Consider the following 21,882-nt stretch of genomic DNA (forward strand, 5'->3'; position numbering starts at 1 on the left):
CCATATCTGTTTAAAAATGAAGACATATTGCCTTAAAATAATAATTTATCATAAATAACAGATACATACATAACGATGAAGAAAGTTGTTTTATTGTACAATCAACAGAGATTTATAAAAAGTTTACAATTTTTTTTTGCACAAGTTGATATTAAGTCGTAATATTACAATTCGATTCAAAAAAGTACAACTAACATATAAGCAATTAAAGTATTAACAATTAAATTAGAAACCAAAAAAACAGAAAAATAACTAGAAATACCCAGGCTACAATAGCAATATAATTGCCTATACGCAAAGGCAAGCCGTTAGATCCTAGGCATTTCTGAAGATATCAGGGTTAAATTGTCCATTAAATTTAAACCCGCACTAGTAATAGTGCGGAATATCCAAATAATATCATCATGAATAAGAACGCAAAAAAAATGTACGTAGCTCCGTCCATTAAAGAGCACGTAGTTGAACTTGAGCAAGGCATTGCTGCAGGTTCTCAGGCACAACCAGGTTCAACACCACAAACCGACGGTTGGGGAGCAGGTCCAGACGGTACTACTACCGGAGAGGGTGCTTAACGTATGATCATCACATTACTTAACAACACGAAAAAGCACTAAAATGAGATTTCATCTGACTAAAAGAGCTCACTGGGTTGTTGCGATGGCAATGCTAGCAATCCCCGGTACATTAATCACGAGTTGCTCCAAGGACAACAAGACTGAAAATGTCGACAACAAAACAAATGTCCTCACTGTCGCGGTGGGAGGCATCAAAACCAGCGGAAATGATGGCACAGTGAAAGTTGGCTCGGCGAAACCGAGCACAACGACGAGCAAAATCCATTCATTTTCCGATGTAGACATGGTTGTTTCCACTGACAACAATTTACCAACCATTACCAACGATGCGATAGCGGTAAAGCGATCTGGCGGATTAGCCGCGGATGTCGCCCCTGGCGTTACTGAAAATATGGTATCAGGTACAAAATATGTTGTCTATATCTATTCGGGAACAACACTGGTTACCGCCAAACAGCTGGTAGCAGGTACAGCAGGTACTATCGAAGGGCTTAATCCCGCCACATCTTACACATGGATAGCCCTTTCTTACAACACTTCAGATAACGATCAACCTGCACTTACACCAACAAATGGATCGATTGCCCTTGCACAAAATAAAGATGTGCTTTATGCTTCCGGAACAGTAAATCTGGCGACAAATTCAAACATCAATATCCAATTCAGCCATAAGTTTTCACGCATTGGAATTGAATTGAACACCAAAGGGGTTTTTGGTAATATCACAGGTAATCCTACAGTTAATGTTACCGGATTAAACTTAGCCACAGGTAGCATTGCATTGCTTGATGGAACTATCACAGCAGGCGCGAGCTTCACCCCAACGTTAACTTACGCCAACTTTACAAACATCGATCCGGCATTTAATGATGCAAAAATTGCTTACGTGTATACAGTATCTACTGCTGCTCAAAATGCAATTAATGTACAAGTCCAAAATTTAAATATTAGCCATGTCGACGGAAGCCTAGCTCGCACCTATTTTGCTACCGCTTCTAACTTCCCCTTTTCGGTAACACCGCAACTAGGAAACAGTCATCGCTTGTTGTTGAACGTGGTGGAATCTCCATTAGTCACAAATTACGGGGGCCGCACTGTAAAATGGGCTCGGTCTAACCTGTTTTACAGAGGCAACAATGGCAATGGTCGCAACTACGCATTCTATGCAAATAATCAATTGACGGCTAGGGCTAATGGATATTTCGCTTTTGGAAGTATTGTTCCCGGACAATTTGCGACGACCACCACCAATAATGGTGATCCTTGCGCCTTGGTATATCCCGCAGGTCTATGGAAACAACCGGCTAAAGCAGACTTTACCAATATGGTTCGCGGGGATATTGAAGTAAATCAACTCACGGGTGCATTAGGAGGCCTGGGCCAGGTGGTTGATGCAACAGGAACAACTGGACTTTTAAACATCATTACAAATTTATTGACGAATACAACATCTTTGCTGGTAAATACTGCAGCGCCGAATTCATCTTTAACACCATCTAGTCCATACAATTACGGTCAATACACATTAGCATCTGGTGCAAATGGAGCTCCTACTTCAGGATCTAATGCCTTTGGCGACGTAAATAGCGCTTCTAATAGATTGCGCTTCTACTACAATGGTGAGATTTCAAATGTCAATATCTTGCCCCTACTTGGAAACGGAGGGCTAGCAAATGTTGGTTTGAATGATCTTAGTGTTGACATTGCAAACTTCCAAGTGGCAAACTTAAATCTCCCCTTACTCAGTAGTTACGGCAGAGCGACTACACTTTGGACAAATGAACAAGGTACAAATATCGTCGGCTTAGTAGGCGCGGGTACCTGGGGATATTATGGTAATGCCGGCCGGGGATTAAGCCTAGTTCCTCTTTCATTAGGTACTCGGTTCCATATGGCAAACAATACAGGACAACTTCTCAATGGTGTGAGTGCATTAGGAGCAAATGTATTGAGTACATCATTTAAGAATGTTCGCTGCGTACGTGTAAACTAAAAAATAAGCACAGGATAATTTTTGGAGCTTCGGCGACCAAATGTAGACGGCTAGAAATTCTAGCCGTCTTTTTTTTTGAAAATGTAGTCTTTAGACTACCCGGAAAATTATTACATGATTTTAGCATTTTTTAACAGGAGCAATTCCGCAATATTTTTTTAAATTTACACCATCAAGTCATTTTTTTTGCGTTCGACTTGATAATATTAATGGATAGAATGGGGCGAAGGCGTTCGCCCCATTTATTTTTCACCCGCCTGTACAGCACCTGCCTTTACATACATCCGACTGATCAAATTCTAAACACAAAATACCCCGGCAGAAAACTTTTCCCTAATGACATCATAGCTTTTCTTAGGTTAGCTTAGTGGTTAAATAAATTTTTAGCCCAGCTACATCTAATCGCTCGCACGAATTTCATCTATAGCAAAAAGCGGCTTACGATGCCGAGAACCTTCAAACCAAGCTGGAAATTCTTGTGAAAAAGAAAGTTTTACCTTTAAAAAACGTGCAGGTTGCGTTTTCAATCCAAATGAAACGGGGTAACACTTTGGACCTTCCCGGATTAAACTGGAATCGATCTTATGCGTTCCGATGCGCCCATAAGATACATTATCGTTTGAACTCTCCACCTTTACTTCATCCGGCAGAAAAAGATAATGTGCTGGATCCAACAGAAAATTAAGATGAACTTGCGCGGGCTGTGTTTCCCGCGAGAAGGGAAAAGTAATCTCCACCTCCTTGCCATCAAACAAGAGCCAATTGTAACTGTAATCGATCGTACCAGATAGTCCATCATTCAATGTTGTTTTTCCGTTAGCGGGGAAATCCTGCAAAAATAGCGGTTTGAAAAAGGGATGTACACCCTGCAGCAAGGAAGGCAGATAGGGTTTATTTAATAGTGTTAACCATTGCTTCCGATATTGCTCGAGGCTGCCGTTAACTTCAGCCAACTCGATAGCTCCACCGCGAAGTGCACTGTCCAAAAACAGATCAATCCGTTTCATCCAATTGGGATTAACCATCCACTGATTAGCATCTTTCTTGCTTAAAAAGCCGAGTGGATGCTCTCCATACGCCTTTGCCTGCTCCAACGATGCATACTCCAGACCTAAGGCAATCAAATTGACACGGCTTAACAATTTCGGATCTCCAGTTACCGCTTTCCGCCCGTCATCCACAAGATCTTTATACATTGTCATCTTTTCCGGCCCTAGATATCCACGGCGAGAAAGAATCGGGTTACCGTATATATCGAGAGTGGAGCGACTCGTATTTCGTGCATTCAATAGCTGATTGAGATACTTTTTAATACTTTTTGCAGCTAGACCATAATACCCCTCCAGAAAATCATTTTCAACCTCAATCGGATCCACCTCAGGATTCCACAGACTCTTAGCCTGCACATAACTCGCATATGCAGACATATCACCCAGCGTATGTCCTGATCCGTGCTCAAAAACACCTTTCACCCCATGCTGATGCATAAAGGCAATATTGCCCTGATAATGATCGTACATCGGAAAAGGACTTAAATATGCTGTAAATTGTGTAGTATAATCCCACACAAAAATATTGGAAGAAATTTTTGACCAGTCGTTGAGCTGCCTCCGAAAAGATGCAGCTGTTGGATTATCCCCCAACCCCCGCTCCCGAGTTGCGTCTATCGTACTCAACATCACATAAACATTGGAAGATGGCCTTGTGATTTTGGGAGCTTCCGCAGTATAGCCATAGGCTAACGTTGTAAAATATTTGTCCGGAAATTGGGCTGCCACGCCATTCACAAATCGGATCAGCGTGCCTTGGGGGCCTCCCTCTTCCTGATCGACTTTCCTACAGCGATCACAGGTACAGCCTCCCCTACCATCCATTGGTGCAATAGACCAATAGACCGCATCAGGATGATCAGCAATTGCACGCCGAAAATAGTCTAGTGCAATTTTCTGCACTCCTTGATTTGTCAGGCAGAGTTGCGTTGCGCTACGCTTTCCATTTGTGAAAGCGAAAAATTCAGGGTGTTGACGAAAATACTTCTCTGGTGGTATAATTTTAAAAAAAGAATGCCCCCAAAGGCCCCACAAATCTTCAAATCGATGCAAATGATGCCAATCTAGATATTCACTGTCGGCGGAAGCCGGATAATAGGATTCCCGATAACGTAGTGGCGGCTCATAGCAAAAATGGAAATTCAGAGGAAGCGACAGGTTCGACCGCTTAGGAACCCAAGCTGGCCCTTGATCATATTTCCGTGCACCAAACTGTTTTTCAATAAGCTCATATACACCATAAAGTAAACCTTTCCCTGAACCTCCTGTTAGGTAAATCTGACCTTCCCGAACAATAATTTCAAAACCTTCCCGACCAAGCACAACCTTCTTTCCCATCGCCTCCTGATAAAAAGTATTCCCTATATATACTACGTGTTTTTTCGTCCCAGAAGGGCTCGACAATATCGCTAACTCTGCGCCAGTAATTCGTTTGACATAATCCTGTAGTACCTGCGCAGCTTTACGCTCCAAAACTGAGGGATGCTCAGAAATAACAATTTCAGTTTCAGCTTTCCTATCCCGTACAATGTCCAGTTGCTGTGCCATACAGCTGCTGATTAAAAACACAGCAACAACAATGAACAAGCTCAGTCTATAATTCGTATCTTTCATCATTTGTCATTAAACTAAACAACAAAATCTTCCGCCCGCTTGTCCATAACAACACAGTGCACAAAAGAAGCTATCGTATCAAGCACCATGCGCAGCCGGCGCAAGTTTTCATAATAAGGTATTCCAAACCGGAGCAAATGCCCAGATTGCCCCTCTATAATACAATGCTTAATGCATTTTATATGGATTTCTTTCTTTCTCAAAAATTCGTATAGCGGATAAGGATCATAAGCGGACAAAAACAGACATACGACCGGAGATACATCATCACCCTTAAAACAATGCGTAATGTCTGCATCGTTCAGAATACTGTCAAGCTCACTTTTAAAATAAGTCGCCAGATAGGTACTACGATCGAAAATAGCTTTTGGTCCAATTTCCCCATAACGCTTTAGACTTTTCCTCAACCTTTCATACAATAAGAAATCCTGCCCCCCTGGAATACTGAAGCCATGTGTTTGCGGATGTTCAAAAAGATGCTGCTTATTCCAGTATAAAGCGCCCAGCCAACGTGCAAATTCCTCTTTGAACCAAGCTAAGCCTCCTCCCAAAGGACCGTGTAGCCATTTATGTGTACTTCCGATCAACACATCAGCATCCCCAAAAGGAAGTTGCTGAATACCCAATGACTGAGCAATATCAAGAATTAGAATTGCATTCGGGACAACCCTTTTTATACTGCTCAGACGCTGCTTATCCTGCATCAGTTGTCCTGTAGGATAATAGACATGCGACAAGAAAACGACATCTGGTTTCATCTCGTGCAAAAATCGCTCAAATTCCGCAGCATCATTAAGGATAACATCAGATACATAAGTGAGCTGATATTCTGGCAATTGTTCAAAGGGGCCAATCCCCCCCGGATGTTCATGCTCACTCGTCAGTACCTGAAAACTTCCCTTCCCATCCACTCGAAGTCTTCGTAAAAGCGCCAATGCCAATAAATTCATCATCTGAGATGTGCTAGAAGTCACATTACAGCGATATCCATCAGATGGAAACAATTGCGCACATTCATCTTGTATGGAATCAAAAGCTTCCCTTCCCAAAGCATATAAAGCGAGTGGACTACCATTGACCTGATAACTAATCGTTTCGAGCTGATCCTGAGGCAAGGTAGCCAGGCAGCCCGGATTCAGATTTACCTTGGTCGAAGGAAATATATTCACTCTGATCTGATCCCAATACGCTTCATCCGCTATTTTTTTTGCCAGACCTTGCGTTTCGGAACAACAATTTCGCCCATAAACATGTTCGTTCCAGGATCTATGCGGTGTAAAATGATGCGATTGAAGCCTATTATTATACTGTTGCAAAAGACAGATGGATTGTTCAATTACCGTAGGAAAATTGCTATGATATAAACTACTTCCCTGCAAGCTTGTTTCAATCGTATATACAGCCTTTTTAACAGCACTTTCTCCCCGAAGATCAGCTACAAAAGAAATCGCAGGATCCAAACCCATAGCCCCAGCGATGTCACCAATATCCTGGGCAAGTTCAAGAATGGAATAGTGCGTTTCTGTAACATGATTCACCACACGGTGCTCGCCCAGCGATGGAATATCTTTCACAAATCGGGCCAGCGAGTTAACCGCATCGGTCAGAGCCATCAGCCCTGTACGTTGCTTTCCACTTCCGTATACTGTCATCGGAGCCCCAGAAGCTGCCTGCGCGATAAAACGGTTGGCTACAGTCCCAAATATCGGATCATAATCAAAACGAGTAAATAGATCTGGCGAAGCATCCATTTCTGCCGTTAACAGACCAAAAACTGTTGCTTGCATTACCTCGGTGATACGAAGCCCCCAGGTACGTGCAGCCATTGCCACATAATTTGAATCATTGATTTTCGAAACATGATAAATATCATTGGCCGCTCTGGGGTAAGGCAATGGCGTGGAAGCAAGCTGTCCTTTATAACCCGGCTTAAAGTACCCCTCAGCTATTGGTAACCCACCCTTAGCATATTCGCCAAAAGACCCAAGCTTAATGATATGCGCTTCCGGAACATATTCACGTACTGCCCAAAGCAGACGCATATTACCTTCTTCATTGTTTCGTATCGTGTAAAGCGCTTGTTGTAACCCCAACATCGAGTAACTGGCCGAACACTGTTGAGCCAAGTGATAGATCGTATGCGGTCTTTCGCGACGAATCAGATCCGTCAATTCATCCGTACAAACATCAATATGCACACCGCACATGTTCCCTAAACCGTACTTTCGGCCAAATGCTTCAATACGACTGGAAAGGTCTCCAATCTGCAGCCAAGGACCAAATCCCAGATGGGCAACCGTGCTTTTGCGCCAGCCATTATCTAGCAATATAATTTTTTGGTCAGGATGATGCAGGGCAACTTTCATGGCCAACGGCCAACCCAAGTACCCTTCGGCACCTAAAATTAAAATTGTACCATTCATTGTTCAATTATCGGCTAGAGTTAAAATTTCACCTGTAAAGCCAACAGTAGATCATATTGATTACGGAATGTTGCCGTACCAATTTTTTGACTCGTATAAGTACCATTGAGACCTAAGGAAGTGCGATAGTTTATCGTACGCCTATACCCTGCCCCTAAACTTCGGCTCATAACACCACCCAATTCAGGTAATAGAATAAGCCTGCTTCTGTCATCAGGCGACGTTCCCATTCCAAAATTTGCCTGTAATAAATCAGCCTCAGTAAGCTCATATTTTGCGCCAGCCTGAAAAGCTAGGTAAAAATCCTTCTCTTCCTTGATGGCAAATATTCTTGCATTTAGCAGAAAAGGGGCAAAACTTTTACTCACACCCGCCACAAGGGATAAAGCTTTGACCTCCACAACTTCGAGAAAACGAGTACCAATCTCCCCTTCAAAACCTTTTCCCAACTGCCGGTAAAGCGAGTAGGCTAACCTATATTTAGGAAGCAACACATTGTTGGAAATACCGATCGAAGCCTTCCAGTAAAGCAATTTACTCGCCGTATATGTCAGGTCTCCCTCGCCCATAATTCCCGTACCCGATTGCCTTCCTGTGAATAATAGCTGTGCACCATAACTTATTTTTGGCGACAAACGACGGGTGTAATATAAAGTTGCAATACGGTAAGCAGGAGGCGCCGGATTATCATCAACACCCGAAAAGGAGCTGTTCAGCAAAGAAAGTCCAAAAGCGTGCTGCATAGTCTTACTGCGCAAAAAAGCAGCATATTCCCTATGTTTTCGCTGATCGAAGCGCTTGGAAAGGGTGTCGGCATACTGAGCAGCCTCAGCAAATCGCCCTAAACTATCAAGTACAATTACCTTTTTTAGTAGAAAAGGTTCGGCATATTCAAAACGCTGTAACGCCGTATCCACACAACGCAGGGCATACGCAAAATCTCCTTTTCCCATCAACAGACCTATTTTATTCATGTGGGCGAGCGAATCTGTCCGGTTCCCCTCCAGCACGCGGTTGTAACAGAAAATCGCGCTATCGACCAATGCCTTTTTTTGAAAAACCAATCCAGCCGCCATCCAGGCGTCCTGTACCATACCACGATATTTTTGATTGTAGGGATATTCTGTCCGAAGCATGGTGGCAACCTCAGCAGCTGCCATATACTGTGCACTGTTGTAGAGTATAGAAGCTTTCTTCTGAAGAAAGTCACGGTCACCCGGATAACTTTGCAGGGACCGCTGGACAACGAGCAAAGCTTCCGGATAGCGTCGTCTAAGGTCAAGAATATTAGACAGGTAGTGTAGGGCTTCTTTATTATCAGGATCTTCACCCAGCAGTTGGCGAAGATGCGTTTCCGCTTCACCGTACTCCTCAACGAGTATACAGGCATTGGCTGCGGCCAACTGTTGTTCCAGGTAAAGTGATTTAAGTTTCGAATTCTCGGGATATCGGACGTACAATTTTTCACTTAAAGCCACAGCTTGTTGTATTTTACCGGACTGCGCCAGAAAACCGGCCTTTTTCAACTGCAAATCGATATCGTTGGGATAATAACTGATCGCTTGGTCCAGCTCCCGCAAGGCCTCCGCCATATTATTTTGAACAAGGAGCGCCGAAATACGTCCTTGCAGAGCAGCCATATTCTTAGGTTCCAGCCCAAGCGTACGATCATAGTAAACCATGGCGCTATCCGCTTGTTGCTGTTGCAGGTAATAATGACCACAGGCGTTGATCATCTGTATGGCTTCCGACCGGAAAGCTTTATCGCTATTGTTTCCATAAAGCTTAACAGCAATATCTGCCGCGGCTTGATAACGGTGCAACTGATATTCGAAATCCATTTTTCGACGTAGCAGTACACGATCACCTATATTTCGTTGTAAGGCACGGTCTACCCAATACAGCGCCTGCGTCGTCTCCCCACGAGAAGCAGCAATGCCAACTACCTTTTCCAAGGCTTCGCGATCTCCCGGATTCTGATCCAAAATCGACTGGTAAAGCGCATAAGTATCCGTATTCTGATAATAACCAGCGGCTTCTTTTCGTAAACTATTGTTGAGGTCAAGGGCTTTTTTATCTTTAGGATAATAGCGTAAGATCACGCGAAGCACATCTAAAGCCTCAGCATAACGATGTGATTCCTGTAATAGGCTGAGCTTTTGAAATAGCGCATTGTACGATTTACTGTCGCTGTTCAATAGCGCATTTACCCTGGCAATACGAGCGTCGTAGTCGCCACCCTGAGATACAAGGTTGTTCATTTTTTCAATGAGATCAGTATTCTTTGGTGCAAGCTCGAGCGCCTTTTCATAATAAGAATTGGCCAGATTATCCATTCTATTCCCTTTATACCAGTCCGCTTTTGCTTCATAATGCCCTGCCATGGCGAGCCTTACGTTCCGATCAGTCGGAAACCGCCGCATAAGCACCTCCGCCCAAGAGTCTCCATCCTGATAGAGCTTGAGCATATCCAATATATTGAGCTTTTTGATTCCGAAATCTTTGTTGGCAGCAAAACGCGACAATCCCATTTCGACGTACCGCAAGGCTTCCCCAGGTCTATTTTTCGATAAATAAGAACCAATGATATAATAATATACATCTTCATATCCAGGCGACGCGCGCAGTACCAGCTGTGCCGTACGAATGGACTGATCATAGCGTTTCTGGGCCATATAAATACGAGCAAGTTGAACCTGCGCATCAATATGCGCCGGATTTAGCTTTATTGCATCTTCCAGTGACTTTAATGCCTTATGCTGTTGGGAAGATTTAATTTCTATAACAGCCTGTTGGTACAATTTTTCGGCACGTACAGAATTCCAGGTCTGTGCTCGCAACAACTGAGTCGACAGTAGCAAAAGAATAAAAATAGGATAACGGAAATTCATGGTAGCTTAAACTTGATTTTTGACGGTCGATTTTTGGTTTGCAAAACCTTTACGCTGCATATTCCCCCATACCAGCTTTTGTCGGAACATCGACTGAATATAGCCTTTGATACTAAAAAAAACGATGAGCGGATGATAAATAAACGGCTCGGCAAATGCCGTGAGGCAAAGTCCAATCACCTCACCTGTATTCCGATAATGCCTTTCAATTAATTGATCCCACAGCACAGCAATCGAACTTACCAGTACAGAAAACATATAAAGAAAAGCCAGTAATGTAAATGTATTTTCCCAATTAATCGCACCGATAACAATAAGATAGATGTAAAACAATAATCCCAATACTTCGAATATAGGCGCCAAAAATTCAAATAAAAAGTTGTAAGGAAAGACGATAAGACCGAGCCTTTTAAATTTAAAATTAAACAAAACATGCCGATGAAGCAGCATGATCTGGATCAGTCCCCGTGCCCAGCGTACACGTTGCCGGCTAAAAACCGGTAAGGTTTGGGGACCTTCAGTCCAACAAAGTGAGACCGGAATATAGCGAATTGCATATTTGTGATTATTCTGTATCATATAAACACTCATGCGGGTCACCATATCAATGTCTTCCGCAAATGAACGTGGATCATACCCACCAACCTTAACCGCAATATGTTTATCAAAAAGACCAAGTCCCCCCGAAACATTTGGAACACAATTAATTGAACTCCAAGCCATTTTAGAAAGCAGGTAAGCCCGAATGTATTCCAGCTCCTGAAAACGTGGGAGCACCTTATGGGGCGGTTTAAAACGGGTGATCACACCATTATCCACTTCAGAAGAATTGATCATTCGCAAGGGTGCACCCACTGCAATGACACGGCGTTGATTGTTCTCCACATGGATATACCCCGTATCGGGAATTACCTGAATGTCTTTTAAGCGGCTCCGGCTCTTTTCGTCTAAAATGGGGCGCATAAGCCTGGAAAGAGTATCTTCATGCAGAATGCAATCCACATCTGTACAGAGAAAATAATCAAATTTTGAGGCATTGATACCTGCATTCGAAGCGTCTGCTTTGCCTTTTCCATTCGCCTTATCAATGACTAGCAGCTTTTCATAAGCGCGCTCAGTAGAGCGAAAAAAACGCTTCACAGTTTTCGTCTTGATCTTTTCATTGTAGGGCAGATCTACCTCCCTAAGTTCAAAATGCGCCACCAACTTCTCCAAGGTATCATCCGTGCTACCGTCATTAACAATAATGACTTCGTACAAAGGATAATTCAGATGCATTAACGCATAAACATTATCTATGATCGTCAAACCCTCGTTGTAAGCCGGGGCAATGACCGAAATCCCGGGCGAGAGTGGACTCGAAATCACATTTTGCGTATAATGCTCTCTATTTTTACGCCTATACAGCATAATTCCCTTATACGATAGCACCGCCATGATGACGTAGATCACCATGGTCAGGCTACTGTAGGAAAATATAAAAAGTTGGAAAACGTCAATTATGTCTTGGATCATATCGTATAAGTTATTGTTCGTGCAGATAATAGTTTAGAATACGCTGTTTGCGGGAAGGCAAATTGAGCGGATTCCATACCAATTGATTGTTGCGAACTAACCGGGCGAGTATTGCCGCAACATGATTTTCGATTTCAAAATCAAAGGCCGACTGAAATTGTTCCGTCAGAAATTCCATCGCTCGTGGCGTCCGGAACATGCCAAGTGAAAACAGGATTTCGCACTGGCAGTCTACCGGCTGATTAGGATACATTTTTATCAGTATTTCTTGTGTATGCACAGCTCTTAAATGTCCCAGCGCATTGATGGCATGCGAGCGCAAGCTATGATCGTTCACATTCAGCAAACCTTCAATACTATCGATAGCCTCCACACTCTGCTCGTGTGCCGCAAGCTTCATACAACAAATAACAACCGTTTTATTGCGCGAATAACGGATCCAATTTGCAAAGTTTGATTTTACCGTATCGCGGGATTGTTCGAGAATCCGAAAAAATCCAATCAATTCCCAGATACTCAATGGATCCCGAACTTCATCAAAAAAGCGAAAAGGTTCATTTTTACTAAAACGCATAAATGCGCTTCGGGCTGCAGAACGCAGCTCAGACACTTCACTCAGATTGAATCGGAGAATATCAATGTCCGAAATCGCATAGTCCATAAGCGTCAGTTCGTGTAACCCCTGAACATTGCGGTACCATTTCCGCGATTTCATCTTTTGGAGCGAATCCAGATTCAGCCCAAGTAAAACATAAATGCGATGCAGCATCAGCGCATTTGTTCCGGCCACATGCCATCGAAGCCGGATCAAGGTATCAATTAGGGTTTGACGGTTCCCTTTGTCCATCAGCGCAAGCTCATCCAAAACGGACTGGTCAATGGACACCTGTACACTTTCTGTGCCCATTTCCTGGATAAACTGCGGCAAGATACGATCTTCAATCAGCTGGTCCAGCTTATCCTGACGACGCTGTGCTTTTGCTGTTCGAAAACGAAGAATCATAATCACTGCATAAGCAACAAAAGTTCCAATAAAGGAAGTGACCACAATCCCCTGAATTACTGCAATAAATGTTTGGTCTACCGTCATACCTTAGTTTTCAGCTAGGGCTACACGTGTTTGGATATTCCCAATATCAATACCCATCGGCAGTTTGGACTGATCCTGAATGTAACGCATGGAGTTCAGCAGATAACCCTTGACAGCCAGCGACTCTGGATGCTCGACAATTTTAACCCCTGCAATATCGCCAAACTCTTCCAAAATGCAGTCGATCAGATCGCCATAGTGGGCACCGCCCCCACATAAAAATATGCGATTTGATTTAGCGAGGTTTCTATCATTGACCACCTCTCCTAAAGCGGGTGAAACAATTTCAGCATAATACGTCTGTATAGCTTTTTTACGCAATTCTTGCAAATCATACTTTCTGCGGTTGATATAGAGATAGCCATTTCGAAAAGCCTCATCAAGTTGCTGCATGCTCTGGAAGGATAAATCATGAGTCTGCTGAAGTTGTTCGCGTAGTATATTAACAGCATAATGCATCCCCGGAGCACTTCCCATAGCATTTTCCACCACGCCCTCATCTGTACTCAACCCTGTTTCCAATGTCCCAAAGCCAAAGCTAAAAATAAAAAAAGCACCCCTTTCACAGCTTTCACCTCTGCGCAGGGCTACCATACAGCTCACAATCTCAGGCAATACATCCACCTGTGTAACATCTATCGGCAACGTGCCAGATCCCTCCTCACCATACACTCCAGGATCCGACTGGATGATATGCTTTCCACGAAGCGTTTGTTCTGCAGTTTCCCGATACAGGCGGTAGGTACTATTGGGCAGGCCTACGGTAACCATCAGCGGGGTGTTGGCACTCACACCGCTCGACAAAATTGCTGCTTTAAAAAGCAATTGGCATTCCAATGAGTCCGGAGATGCATTTAATGGCCTCCTTGGGCTGTTCCCTTCGTTTAGGGCCAATTTACCACATATATACCATTGCTCGCCCATCCTTATTTTTAATCCCGTCAATAGCGAGTTGGCCGTATTTACCAATGGTGAATTGGTCGCCTGCATCAGGCTTGAGAAAGACTGTATTGTATACATATAATTTTTCGTATATAAGCGTTATTTTACCACCATCTTCTACCTGAAGTCACCTGTGCTTTCGGCTCAAAAGCAAGCAGAACATGCGGCTCTGTAGCGACATCTATAGCTAAAGTTTCTTCCTTCGCCACAAATTCAGCCACAAAAAGCTCACTCATGACAGCTTCTTGCGCATCCAACCGCTCCTGTACATGAACGAAATCCTGCTCTGCCAGAAGCTCCAATACAGGAGCTAACTCTTGCACATTTACTATATCTTGTACATTTCCTGATACGGGCACATCCATTAGTTCTTGCGCTTCATCACAAGTTTCCAACCTTATTTGATTCACCTCGGTCGATTTGTAGCACATCTCAGGTGCAGGAATGACCTCCGGATCTCCCCCCATGATATGCTTCACCCGCTCGAGTAGTTTGCCCACCACGAGTGGCTTTTTAAAACAGTCTTCCCGCACAATCTCCAGCCCTTCACGGATATGAAGGTAGCTCATGTTCGATGTGATAATTGTCCGCGTCCGAGGAGATTCTTTCATCACCTTATTGATAATCTCATACCCGTTTGCATATTGCATATGCATTTCGGTAATGATAATATCATACTGATAATCCCGCGCTTCCAAAAGAGCGAATGCTTCCTTTCCATTCGCAGCAGAATCCAGCTGAAATGCTTCGTTAGAAAAAACATTGGAAATTATTTTTCGCATAAGCAGATCGCTATCTGCATGCAATACCGAAAACACCCTGGTTTGCTTAGGTTTGACATCATGAATTTGCATACTTTTAATTAAATAGATTAAGTTGCTTTAAAATGGCATCACAAACTTAAAAATACAAGCAAAGTATTTACCTACCCATTCGGGTGGTTTTTCAGAAAAAAATAACCGTCAAATTGGCTTATTATATTTCAGCATAAGCTCGGACCTACTGTTGACTTGTAATTTTCCATAGATATTTCTAATGTGAAATTTTACCGTATCCACGCTTATGAACGCAGTTTCAGCAACTTTTTTATAGGTATATCCTTGTTGCAACAGAGAAACAATTTCGATCTCACGCGGAGTAAGCTGTTCCCGATGCCGATAATCAATTTTATGGTCGAGTGCAGGGTTAAAATGGGAAATTACAAGCCGAGCCACCTGCGGACTCATCACAGAGCCTCCTTTCATCACTTCCACCAACAATTGTTCCATCTCAGGTAAAGGCGTACTTTTAAGCAGATAACCGGACGCACCCGCACAAAGTGCCTGAAAGATATGTTCCTTATCATCAAACACAGTAAACATGACCACCTGTATATGCGGAAACTTACGCTTTATATACCAAGTCACTTCGATACCACTTTTATTCGGTAATCCAATATCACAAAGCAACACATCCAAACATTCAGGACTCCAGGCGGCATACACCAGCTCATCAAATTCACGGGCAGCAATCAATAGATCAAATTGCGTATTATTATCATCAAAATAAGAACGTAATGATTCAAGTACCGGCATACGGTCTTCAATGATAGCTAATCTAAATTTTGTGTTCGGCATAAGAATAATATCAGTATATATGAGTTGAATAAGTTACTTTTTTTTTATGCCATCCACTACAAACCACAGACTAAACAATAGAAAGCAAAAGCTTACCCACACCAGCTTATCCAGGCTCTTAAGAATATAGGCTTCCTGACTGCTGTTAAAAATAATAGCCAATACCATACTACATTGAAGCAAAAGATAGGTACTGTATACACAATTAAAAATCAGCACTTCTCTTTTTACTGCTTTAGAAGCGGCATCAGAAATATAGTACATCCGCCATTGCCCGATAGCATAGGCTATCGCGAGTGCAAATCGTAACATATAATGTAATTGCTGATCTACAAAACCATAGTGGTGCTTAAAACCCAAAGGGATATCCTCCACAAGCATCTTGAGCAGTTGCTTCTGTTCCGCTACAGGTGCTAGTGCATAAGGGATGATATCAACCAATCCAAAGAAAAATGGCAATAAATGCAGGATCCAAAATTTCGGCAAAGTTGCGTTCGTCGTAAATTTGAGCCAAACATAGAAATAAAAACAAGGCCCCACCAAGTAGTAAAAAGGAATACCTTTGTTATAAATTCGCGGATAATATTGAATTTCTCCGGTATAGATCATGCAATAAATCAACACATGCCAGATCAAGGCCATCACACCCACGCAGAGCAGCAACTCCCCCACCTCCCGGTATTTGATGAAGCGAAAAAGACGGAATAATAGGCCTGATGCACAAAACAATCCCCCAAGCATAGCAAAGCCTAAACTTATCCAGAATTGAGGATTATGCTGCATCATATCAATTAAATAGGTTAAAAAAAAGTTTTTTCACATTCAGCTTCGCAACTAATTGCAGATGATAATAGCTGCCGCTCCTTTCCACATCTAATTTAGCACCTATAGCCTCAGACCGGCGTTTCATGTTGGATATCCCCTGACCACGCCGAGGGTACCTCGTATCCGATGCAGCTCCCCCCGTAAATTGCAGGGTATTGGAAAGTCTTAAAATCAGCTGATGAGCATCAATTTTTAAAAATACATCCACTTTCCCCTCGGGACTGTGCTTAGATATATTATGTAAAGCCTCTTTAAATATAAGGTATACATTCTGCCGAACATATTGGGGCAGTTGTCCAGCACTGTGCAAGTTGATATCAAATTGTACATCCACATCTTGCATGGGTAAAATCTGCGAGACCAAAAACCTCATCCGGTCTTCTAAACTTCCTGCGCTATTATTGCGTGAGTCTATCGCCCAGATTACATCGTCCATCGTCTGAACCGCTTCCCGGCTATAAACTGCAATTTTTTCCAAAGACCGATGTCGACCTCCAATCTGCTGATCCATCGTCATCAGATCTGTCTGCATAGCGATTCCAGTAAGCAAGCCTCCAACCTCATCATGCAAATCGCGTGCAAGTTCCAGCCGTAGCTTTTTGTCTCTCTTGAGTTGGGATGATCGCATAATGGCAAGAATATAAAGTAGGACTCCAAGCCCCAAAGTAATCAGCACATAGAAAAGCTGTGTCTCATAAAAATTCGGCTTTTTATAAAAAAGCCATCGTTTGCTTTTCACACTGAGCCCATTGTCACTTACCGTCTTTACGTCAAGTTCATACTCCCCTGTTTTCAGATCGGAAAGACTGATTTCCCCCGATGCCGACAATTCCTGATAGGATTTTATGAGGGGGCGAAGGCGAAAGTAAATTTTGTAATTTTGCTTATAAGCATCTATTTTGGCTATCCGGAGGTTGACAAATTCAATTTGCTTGTCTAACAGCACAGTATCCTGACCAGCATTTGGAGTATATGAACGAATGATATTGCTCGAGCCACTACCCATAGAAATTGTACCCAATACCGGTTGCGGTACAGTTTGCTGCTTCAAACTATACAAAAATTGCTGAGGTCTAATGGAAATGCATCCCAATACCCCACCGATAAACAACTGTCCATTCGGTCTATCTTCTAATATGGAAGGCTGATTGAACTCCTCAAATGGAAGACCGTGCATGGCATAAGCATTATAAAAATTTTTACCGTCCCAAACCGACAAGCCCCTGAATGTTCCCAAAAATAGTAAGTCATCTACCCAAGCCATATTATAGACCACATTATGTGCCAGACCAATACGCATGTTGTAGTTGTCAACCTGACCCGTAATAGCATCAATCGCTACAAGCCCTTTTCCTTTCGTTGCCAGATAGACCTTGTTGTGCCGAAAGGAATGGCTATATACCTGGATTTTCTCACGCTTATTCGGATAGATTTTACGTAGTCCACCCGCTAAATATTCAAAATAACCATTTTCAGTAGTGAAGGAGATGATTTGTCCCCGTAGCTGAATGGAATTGATCCGCTCACCCATGCCGACCAGCTTTCCCATTTTATCCCTTAACGGACTCACAATTCCCGTATCCCGATCATAAACCCAAATCCCACAGGATGTCCCCACCAGATAGTTGCCATCCCGATATTGACAGAGGCTGTACACCATGGTGGACAAGTCCTCGATAACGCCCTTGGCTTTTTTATAATATAAAGAGCTAAATTTTCCGTGCACCAACAAACCAAGAAAATTACCCTCCAGTCCTACTAGCGTCGTATCGCGGCTCAAAGGCAGGAAAGCATAATAATTATTCAACGGAGCCGATTCATGAATAGCGAAGTCATTCAGTGTAAAATATTTCAACGGCCCATAGCCACCCACATAATACACATGCTGCTGTTTGACAATTGATCTAGCCGTACCAGTGTTCCAATAGTTCAGGTCGAAAGCAATTCTTGTCAGGCTATACAAGCCATGCTCCGTAGCACAAAGGCCCTCATGATCATGGAAATCAAGCTGATTGAGTTTAGACTTAAACAGATCCTTACGGATAGCGTGCCGATCTTGACGCAAAGCAGTCATTTCTTGGTTGTTTTTAAACTCAAAATAACGGCCGTCACCAAAAACGAATATAATCTTTTCCCCATCTGCAAACGACCAGTGCGCCCAATCGCGCATGTCGCCTGTATGGAGCCCTTTCAGATGAGTTTTAGCAAAATGCTGCCCGTCAAAAGTCATGTAACCTAAACCATAATTCCGCAACAACAGCCCATTTTGCAATAAAAAAATATCATCTAAGCCCTGATATACCGTTTTAGGCATTTGAAAACGCTGCGTTTCACCCTTTTTTAAGTCTACACAATAAAGTGAGCTGTTGTAAGCAAACCAAAGCCTATTTTCATCGGCGAGCATACAGTGCCCCACCGGCCGCCGCAACTCCGATAATGCAGGTTTAAATTCTAGAACTTTCCGTTTCTTAAAACCGATAATCTGCCAGACAACCCCCGATCGGGTGGCCACATAAAGAGTATTACCCTTGTTAAAAATGGCGATAACATGCTCCCCGCACAATCCTTTTGAAAACGCATTTTGCCTGATAAATTGCCATTGCTGGGTATCAAAGATAAACAGACCATCCCGCGTCTCCAACCACAGCCTCCCACGATTATCAGCGGTAAGTTTGTTCACCTCTGTAAAAGCTAACGGCCCTATATAAAGTTCATGGAAAGGCTTTATTGCAACACCATCATATCGATAAAGAACACTTCCGGCAACAAACCAGATAAACCCCTGCTTATCGCGACTCGCGGACTCGATATTACGGTGAAAGGGATCGACTCCTGAAATAATTTCAATTTCATGATAGCCCGATGCCCATGCCATATTAAACACAGGCATAGCAAAATAAGTGCTTAACAGCAATAGAATTTTGAGCGCTTTTTCAAACACAATAGACTAAGTTCAATAATATGGACAAATCAAATATAGCTATTTTGAAAATAATTATATATTAATAATCGATATAAAATTTTCCTCCAAAGAGATTTTAAAAATCTGTAGAAATAACAAAATCAGAGCTAATGATGGTTATAATACCCAGAATCTTTTCACAATAGGGAATTTACACACGATAATCCCCAATTTTTACACGCTGTTATTCATTTAATTCAACTAGCTTTGTCCATTAGTTTTCAAAACATGCCACATTAGACCCTAGTGTACCTATTGAACTTATTGACTAAATAGTATTATAATACGCTCTTGAGATAAAATTGCAGAGAAAAGATTAAGTATGGGAAAAATATCAGATCAGCAATTAGCAGAATTAATTTCAAAAAGAATACTTGAAATTATTGATTTAACTGGATTGACGATAGAAAGCCTAGCAAGCTTTGCAAACGTTTCCACATCCACGATTAGGAGTGCTTACCGCAAAACGAGCTCGCTATCCGTAGACAGTCTTTCAAAAATCTGCACGCCATTTGCTATTAGCCTTACAGACTTTTTTGATCCAGCTTTATCTTTAAAAATCGAAGAAGAAAACCTGTCCCATTTAAAGCGACTTAAACAGGCTTACACAGCGAGTACAGAATTAAAACACTTAAAATTACCGATGGATGAAAGGGTTAATCGAAGCGAATACCATCGCAAGCAGCGTGATTTAATTGCCAAGATCGTCCACGAATCAGACTATTTTGATAGCCCAAAGACAATTGATGCAATGATCATTGATTTCAGAAAAGATTATCAGATGACCTTCACGACTGACAGATTGTACGCCTTACTTTTGAAACATTTAGGCAGTGGGCTGCTCGACAAAAAGGCTTTACCGAAAGTAACTCAAAGAATGCCCGCCAGTAAACGTCCTTACCTCTACTTTAAAAAAGAGTCGAAAAAGCAAGAATAGATTCCCCTAATTAAATCTGACGAAAGGAAAGCGGATTGTTCCCTGTCTGTCTTTTAAAAAAATTGCGAAAATTCGACTCATCCGAGAAACCCATTTCATAAGAAATCTGAGATATCGATAGATCAGTATGCTGTATATAGCGCAATGCCTGCTGAGTCACCACAGTAGATATCACACATTTAGCCGATTTGCCGGTAACTGACAAACACAGTTCCGTCAACTTCCGTGGCGAAAGATGTAGACGGTCTGCATAATATTGTACACTGGTATATTCGCGGTAGTGCTTATGCAGCAGAATCGAAAATCTGTTAAATAACTGAATGGAAGGAGTTTCTACAGATGACGTCGATGTATTCAACGTTAACATTTTTTGATACCCATCCAGTAACAACGATTCAAAGCAGTGATGCGCAATCATCATATCCACTCCACAATCCGCAGCACATTCCTTCAAACGCTCCACGATGAGTCGCTTAAAAACCAGATCCGATCTGCATTCACGCATAGACAGAAAAGGATAATTTCCAAAAAATAATCCCGAATGTAGTATTTCTGTATCAGCTTTGGACCTTTCGTAAAAATCTGCGGTGAACCACAGCAAATATCCGTCAGCAGCATTAGCTTCAGCAAGCTCAACTTCGTATTGTGGTCCGATAAATATGAGTTCGTTTGCATCAAAATCATATAACATGGGACCAATTTTTATACGGACAGGCAAACAGGTTCGAATGATTGAAAATACCGACGCATTGTGTAGCCTTTTAGTTTGCTCACCACGATACTCAGCGAGATGAAGCACATCAAACTGTCGCTCTTCTTTTCCTATAATTGGCTTACAAAATTCCATTTCCTAAATAAATTTTTCTCAAAATCAATAATATCCAGATTTTCACAGAGCATGGTATAATGATAGATGGATGTTAACATTTTTCGGGGAGATTGTTTTGAAAAGACAAGCTTGACGCCACTATCCAGAAATCTCTTTTTTTCATCTGCACTTTCGCTAGCAGAATAGCCAAATAAACGAATCATCGGATATCGACGTCGTAATAAACGAGCCGTTTCCATACCATCCATCTCCGGCATATGCAAATCCAGAATGCATACATCTGGGTGATCGATACTCTTATCAAGGAAATGAACCAGCTCCTTCCCATTGTGACAAGAATATAACATCTCATAATTTCCCATTTCCCTGGCCAAATGTTCAATTACTTTTAGGTGCAACACATTATCATCTACAAATGCAAGTTTTAGTTTCTTGTCCATGGAGGTAATTGTTACTTTATAAATTTGACGCCTTATAATCTATACTTTGGCTGTACTTTGCTCTACTATTGAAATACATGTTTATCGTCTTGTCAAAACTTTCCTGTACAATTAAAAGCATCTCAATTTTCGGCGCGACATATCTCGGTTTACTGTTCATATTTCGGTCTATTAATTTATT

General features: G+C 42.3%; 15 protein-coding genes. 3 read left to right on the plus strand and 12 right to left on the minus strand.

Features of this window, described 5'->3' with window-relative positions; all coding sequences use genetic code 11:
• The first annotated feature begins 404 nt into the window (after window positions 1-404).
• A complete protein-coding gene (locus B3E00_RS12440) occupies window positions 405-572 on the plus strand; it encodes a hypothetical protein (RefSeq protein ID WP_209579387.1) in 168 nt (55 codons plus the stop codon).
• A 43-nt stretch (window positions 573-615) separates the two neighbouring features.
• Entirely contained in the window at window positions 616-2,568 is a 1,953-nt protein-coding gene (locus B3E00_RS12445) for a fimbrillin family protein (protein WP_209579386.1), read from the plus strand.
• 398 nt (window positions 2,569-2,966) lie between these two features.
• Here the strand turns inward: B3E00_RS12445 and B3E00_RS12450 are convergent, their stop codons facing one another.
• The 10 genes from B3E00_RS12450 to B3E00_RS12495 form a co-directional block, all read right to left on the minus strand.
• Window positions 2,967-5,165 carry a DUF4838 domain-containing protein gene (locus B3E00_RS12450; protein WP_293938625.1) on the minus strand — a complete coding sequence of 733 codons (2,199 nt, stop codon included), beginning with the start codon at window positions 5,163-5,165 and terminating at the stop codon, window positions 2,967-2,969.
• Window positions 5,166-5,245: 80 nt separating this feature from the next.
• Window positions 5,246-7,654, minus strand: a complete 2,409-nt coding sequence (locus B3E00_RS12455; RefSeq protein WP_293879728.1) for an aminotransferase class V-fold PLP-dependent enzyme — start codon at window positions 7,652-7,654, stop codon at window positions 5,246-5,248.
• Between the two features lie 20 nt (window positions 7,655-7,674).
• A complete protein-coding gene (locus B3E00_RS12460) occupies window positions 7,675-10,545 on the minus strand; it encodes a tetratricopeptide repeat protein (RefSeq protein WP_293938627.1) in 2,871 nt (956 codons plus the stop codon).
• Window positions 10,546-10,551: 6 nt separating this feature from the next.
• Window positions 10,552-12,060 (minus strand): glycosyltransferase family 2 protein, encoded by a 1,509-nt coding sequence (locus B3E00_RS12465; RefSeq protein WP_293879732.1) that lies wholly within the window; start codon window positions 12,058-12,060, stop codon window positions 10,552-10,554.
• A 10-nt stretch (window positions 12,061-12,070) separates the two neighbouring features.
• On the minus strand, window positions 12,071-13,150 hold the full coding sequence (locus B3E00_RS12470) for a HEAT repeat domain-containing protein (RefSeq protein WP_209579381.1): 1,080 nt from the start codon (window positions 13,148-13,150) through the stop codon (window positions 12,071-12,073).
• 3 nt (window positions 13,151-13,153) lie between these two features.
• Window positions 13,154-14,170, minus strand: coding sequence for a ParM/StbA family protein (locus tag B3E00_RS12475; protein ID WP_209579380.1), 1,017 nt, complete (start codon window positions 14,168-14,170; stop codon window positions 13,154-13,156).
• A 26-nt stretch (window positions 14,171-14,196) separates the two neighbouring features.
• Window positions 14,197-14,946, minus strand: coding sequence for a response regulator (locus B3E00_RS12480; RefSeq protein WP_293879735.1), 750 nt, complete (start codon window positions 14,944-14,946; stop codon window positions 14,197-14,199).
• A gap of 108 nt (window positions 14,947-15,054) precedes the next feature.
• Window positions 15,055-15,708 carry a response regulator gene (locus tag B3E00_RS12485; protein WP_209579378.1) on the minus strand — a complete coding sequence of 218 codons (654 nt, stop codon included), beginning with the start codon at window positions 15,706-15,708 and terminating at the stop codon, window positions 15,055-15,057.
• Between the two features lie 33 nt (window positions 15,709-15,741).
• Complete coding sequence (locus B3E00_RS12490; RefSeq protein WP_293879739.1) at window positions 15,742-16,494, minus strand: hypothetical protein; 753 nt, start codon at window positions 16,492-16,494, stop codon at window positions 15,742-15,744.
• A 1-nt stretch (window position 16,495) separates the two neighbouring features.
• A complete protein-coding gene (locus B3E00_RS12495; protein WP_293879741.1) occupies window positions 16,496-19,474 on the minus strand; it encodes a sensor histidine kinase in 2,979 nt (992 codons plus the stop codon).
• Window positions 19,475-19,817: 343 nt separating this feature from the next.
• Here B3E00_RS12495 and B3E00_RS12500 point away from each other — a divergent pair, with 343 nt between their 5' ends.
• Window positions 19,818-20,432 (plus strand): helix-turn-helix domain-containing protein, encoded by a 615-nt coding sequence (locus tag B3E00_RS12500; RefSeq protein ID WP_293879743.1) that lies wholly within the window; start codon window positions 19,818-19,820, stop codon window positions 20,430-20,432.
• A 10-nt stretch (window positions 20,433-20,442) separates the two neighbouring features.
• Here the strand turns inward: B3E00_RS12500 and B3E00_RS12505 are convergent, their stop codons facing one another.
• Entirely contained in the window at window positions 20,443-21,279 is an 837-nt protein-coding gene (locus B3E00_RS12505; RefSeq protein ID WP_209579374.1) for a helix-turn-helix domain-containing protein, read from the minus strand.
• A complete protein-coding gene (locus B3E00_RS12510; RefSeq protein ID WP_209579373.1) occupies window positions 21,255-21,701 on the minus strand; it encodes a response regulator in 447 nt (148 codons plus the stop codon). Before B3E00_RS12510 ends, B3E00_RS12505 begins: the two co-directional genes overlap by 25 nt.
• Window positions 21,702-21,882: the final 181 nt, after the last annotated feature.

Origin of the sequence: Sphingobacterium sp. UBA5996, assembly GCF_002429765.1 — a bacterium.
Classification (GTDB): Bacteria; Bacteroidota; Bacteroidia; order Sphingobacteriales; family Sphingobacteriaceae; genus Sphingobacterium.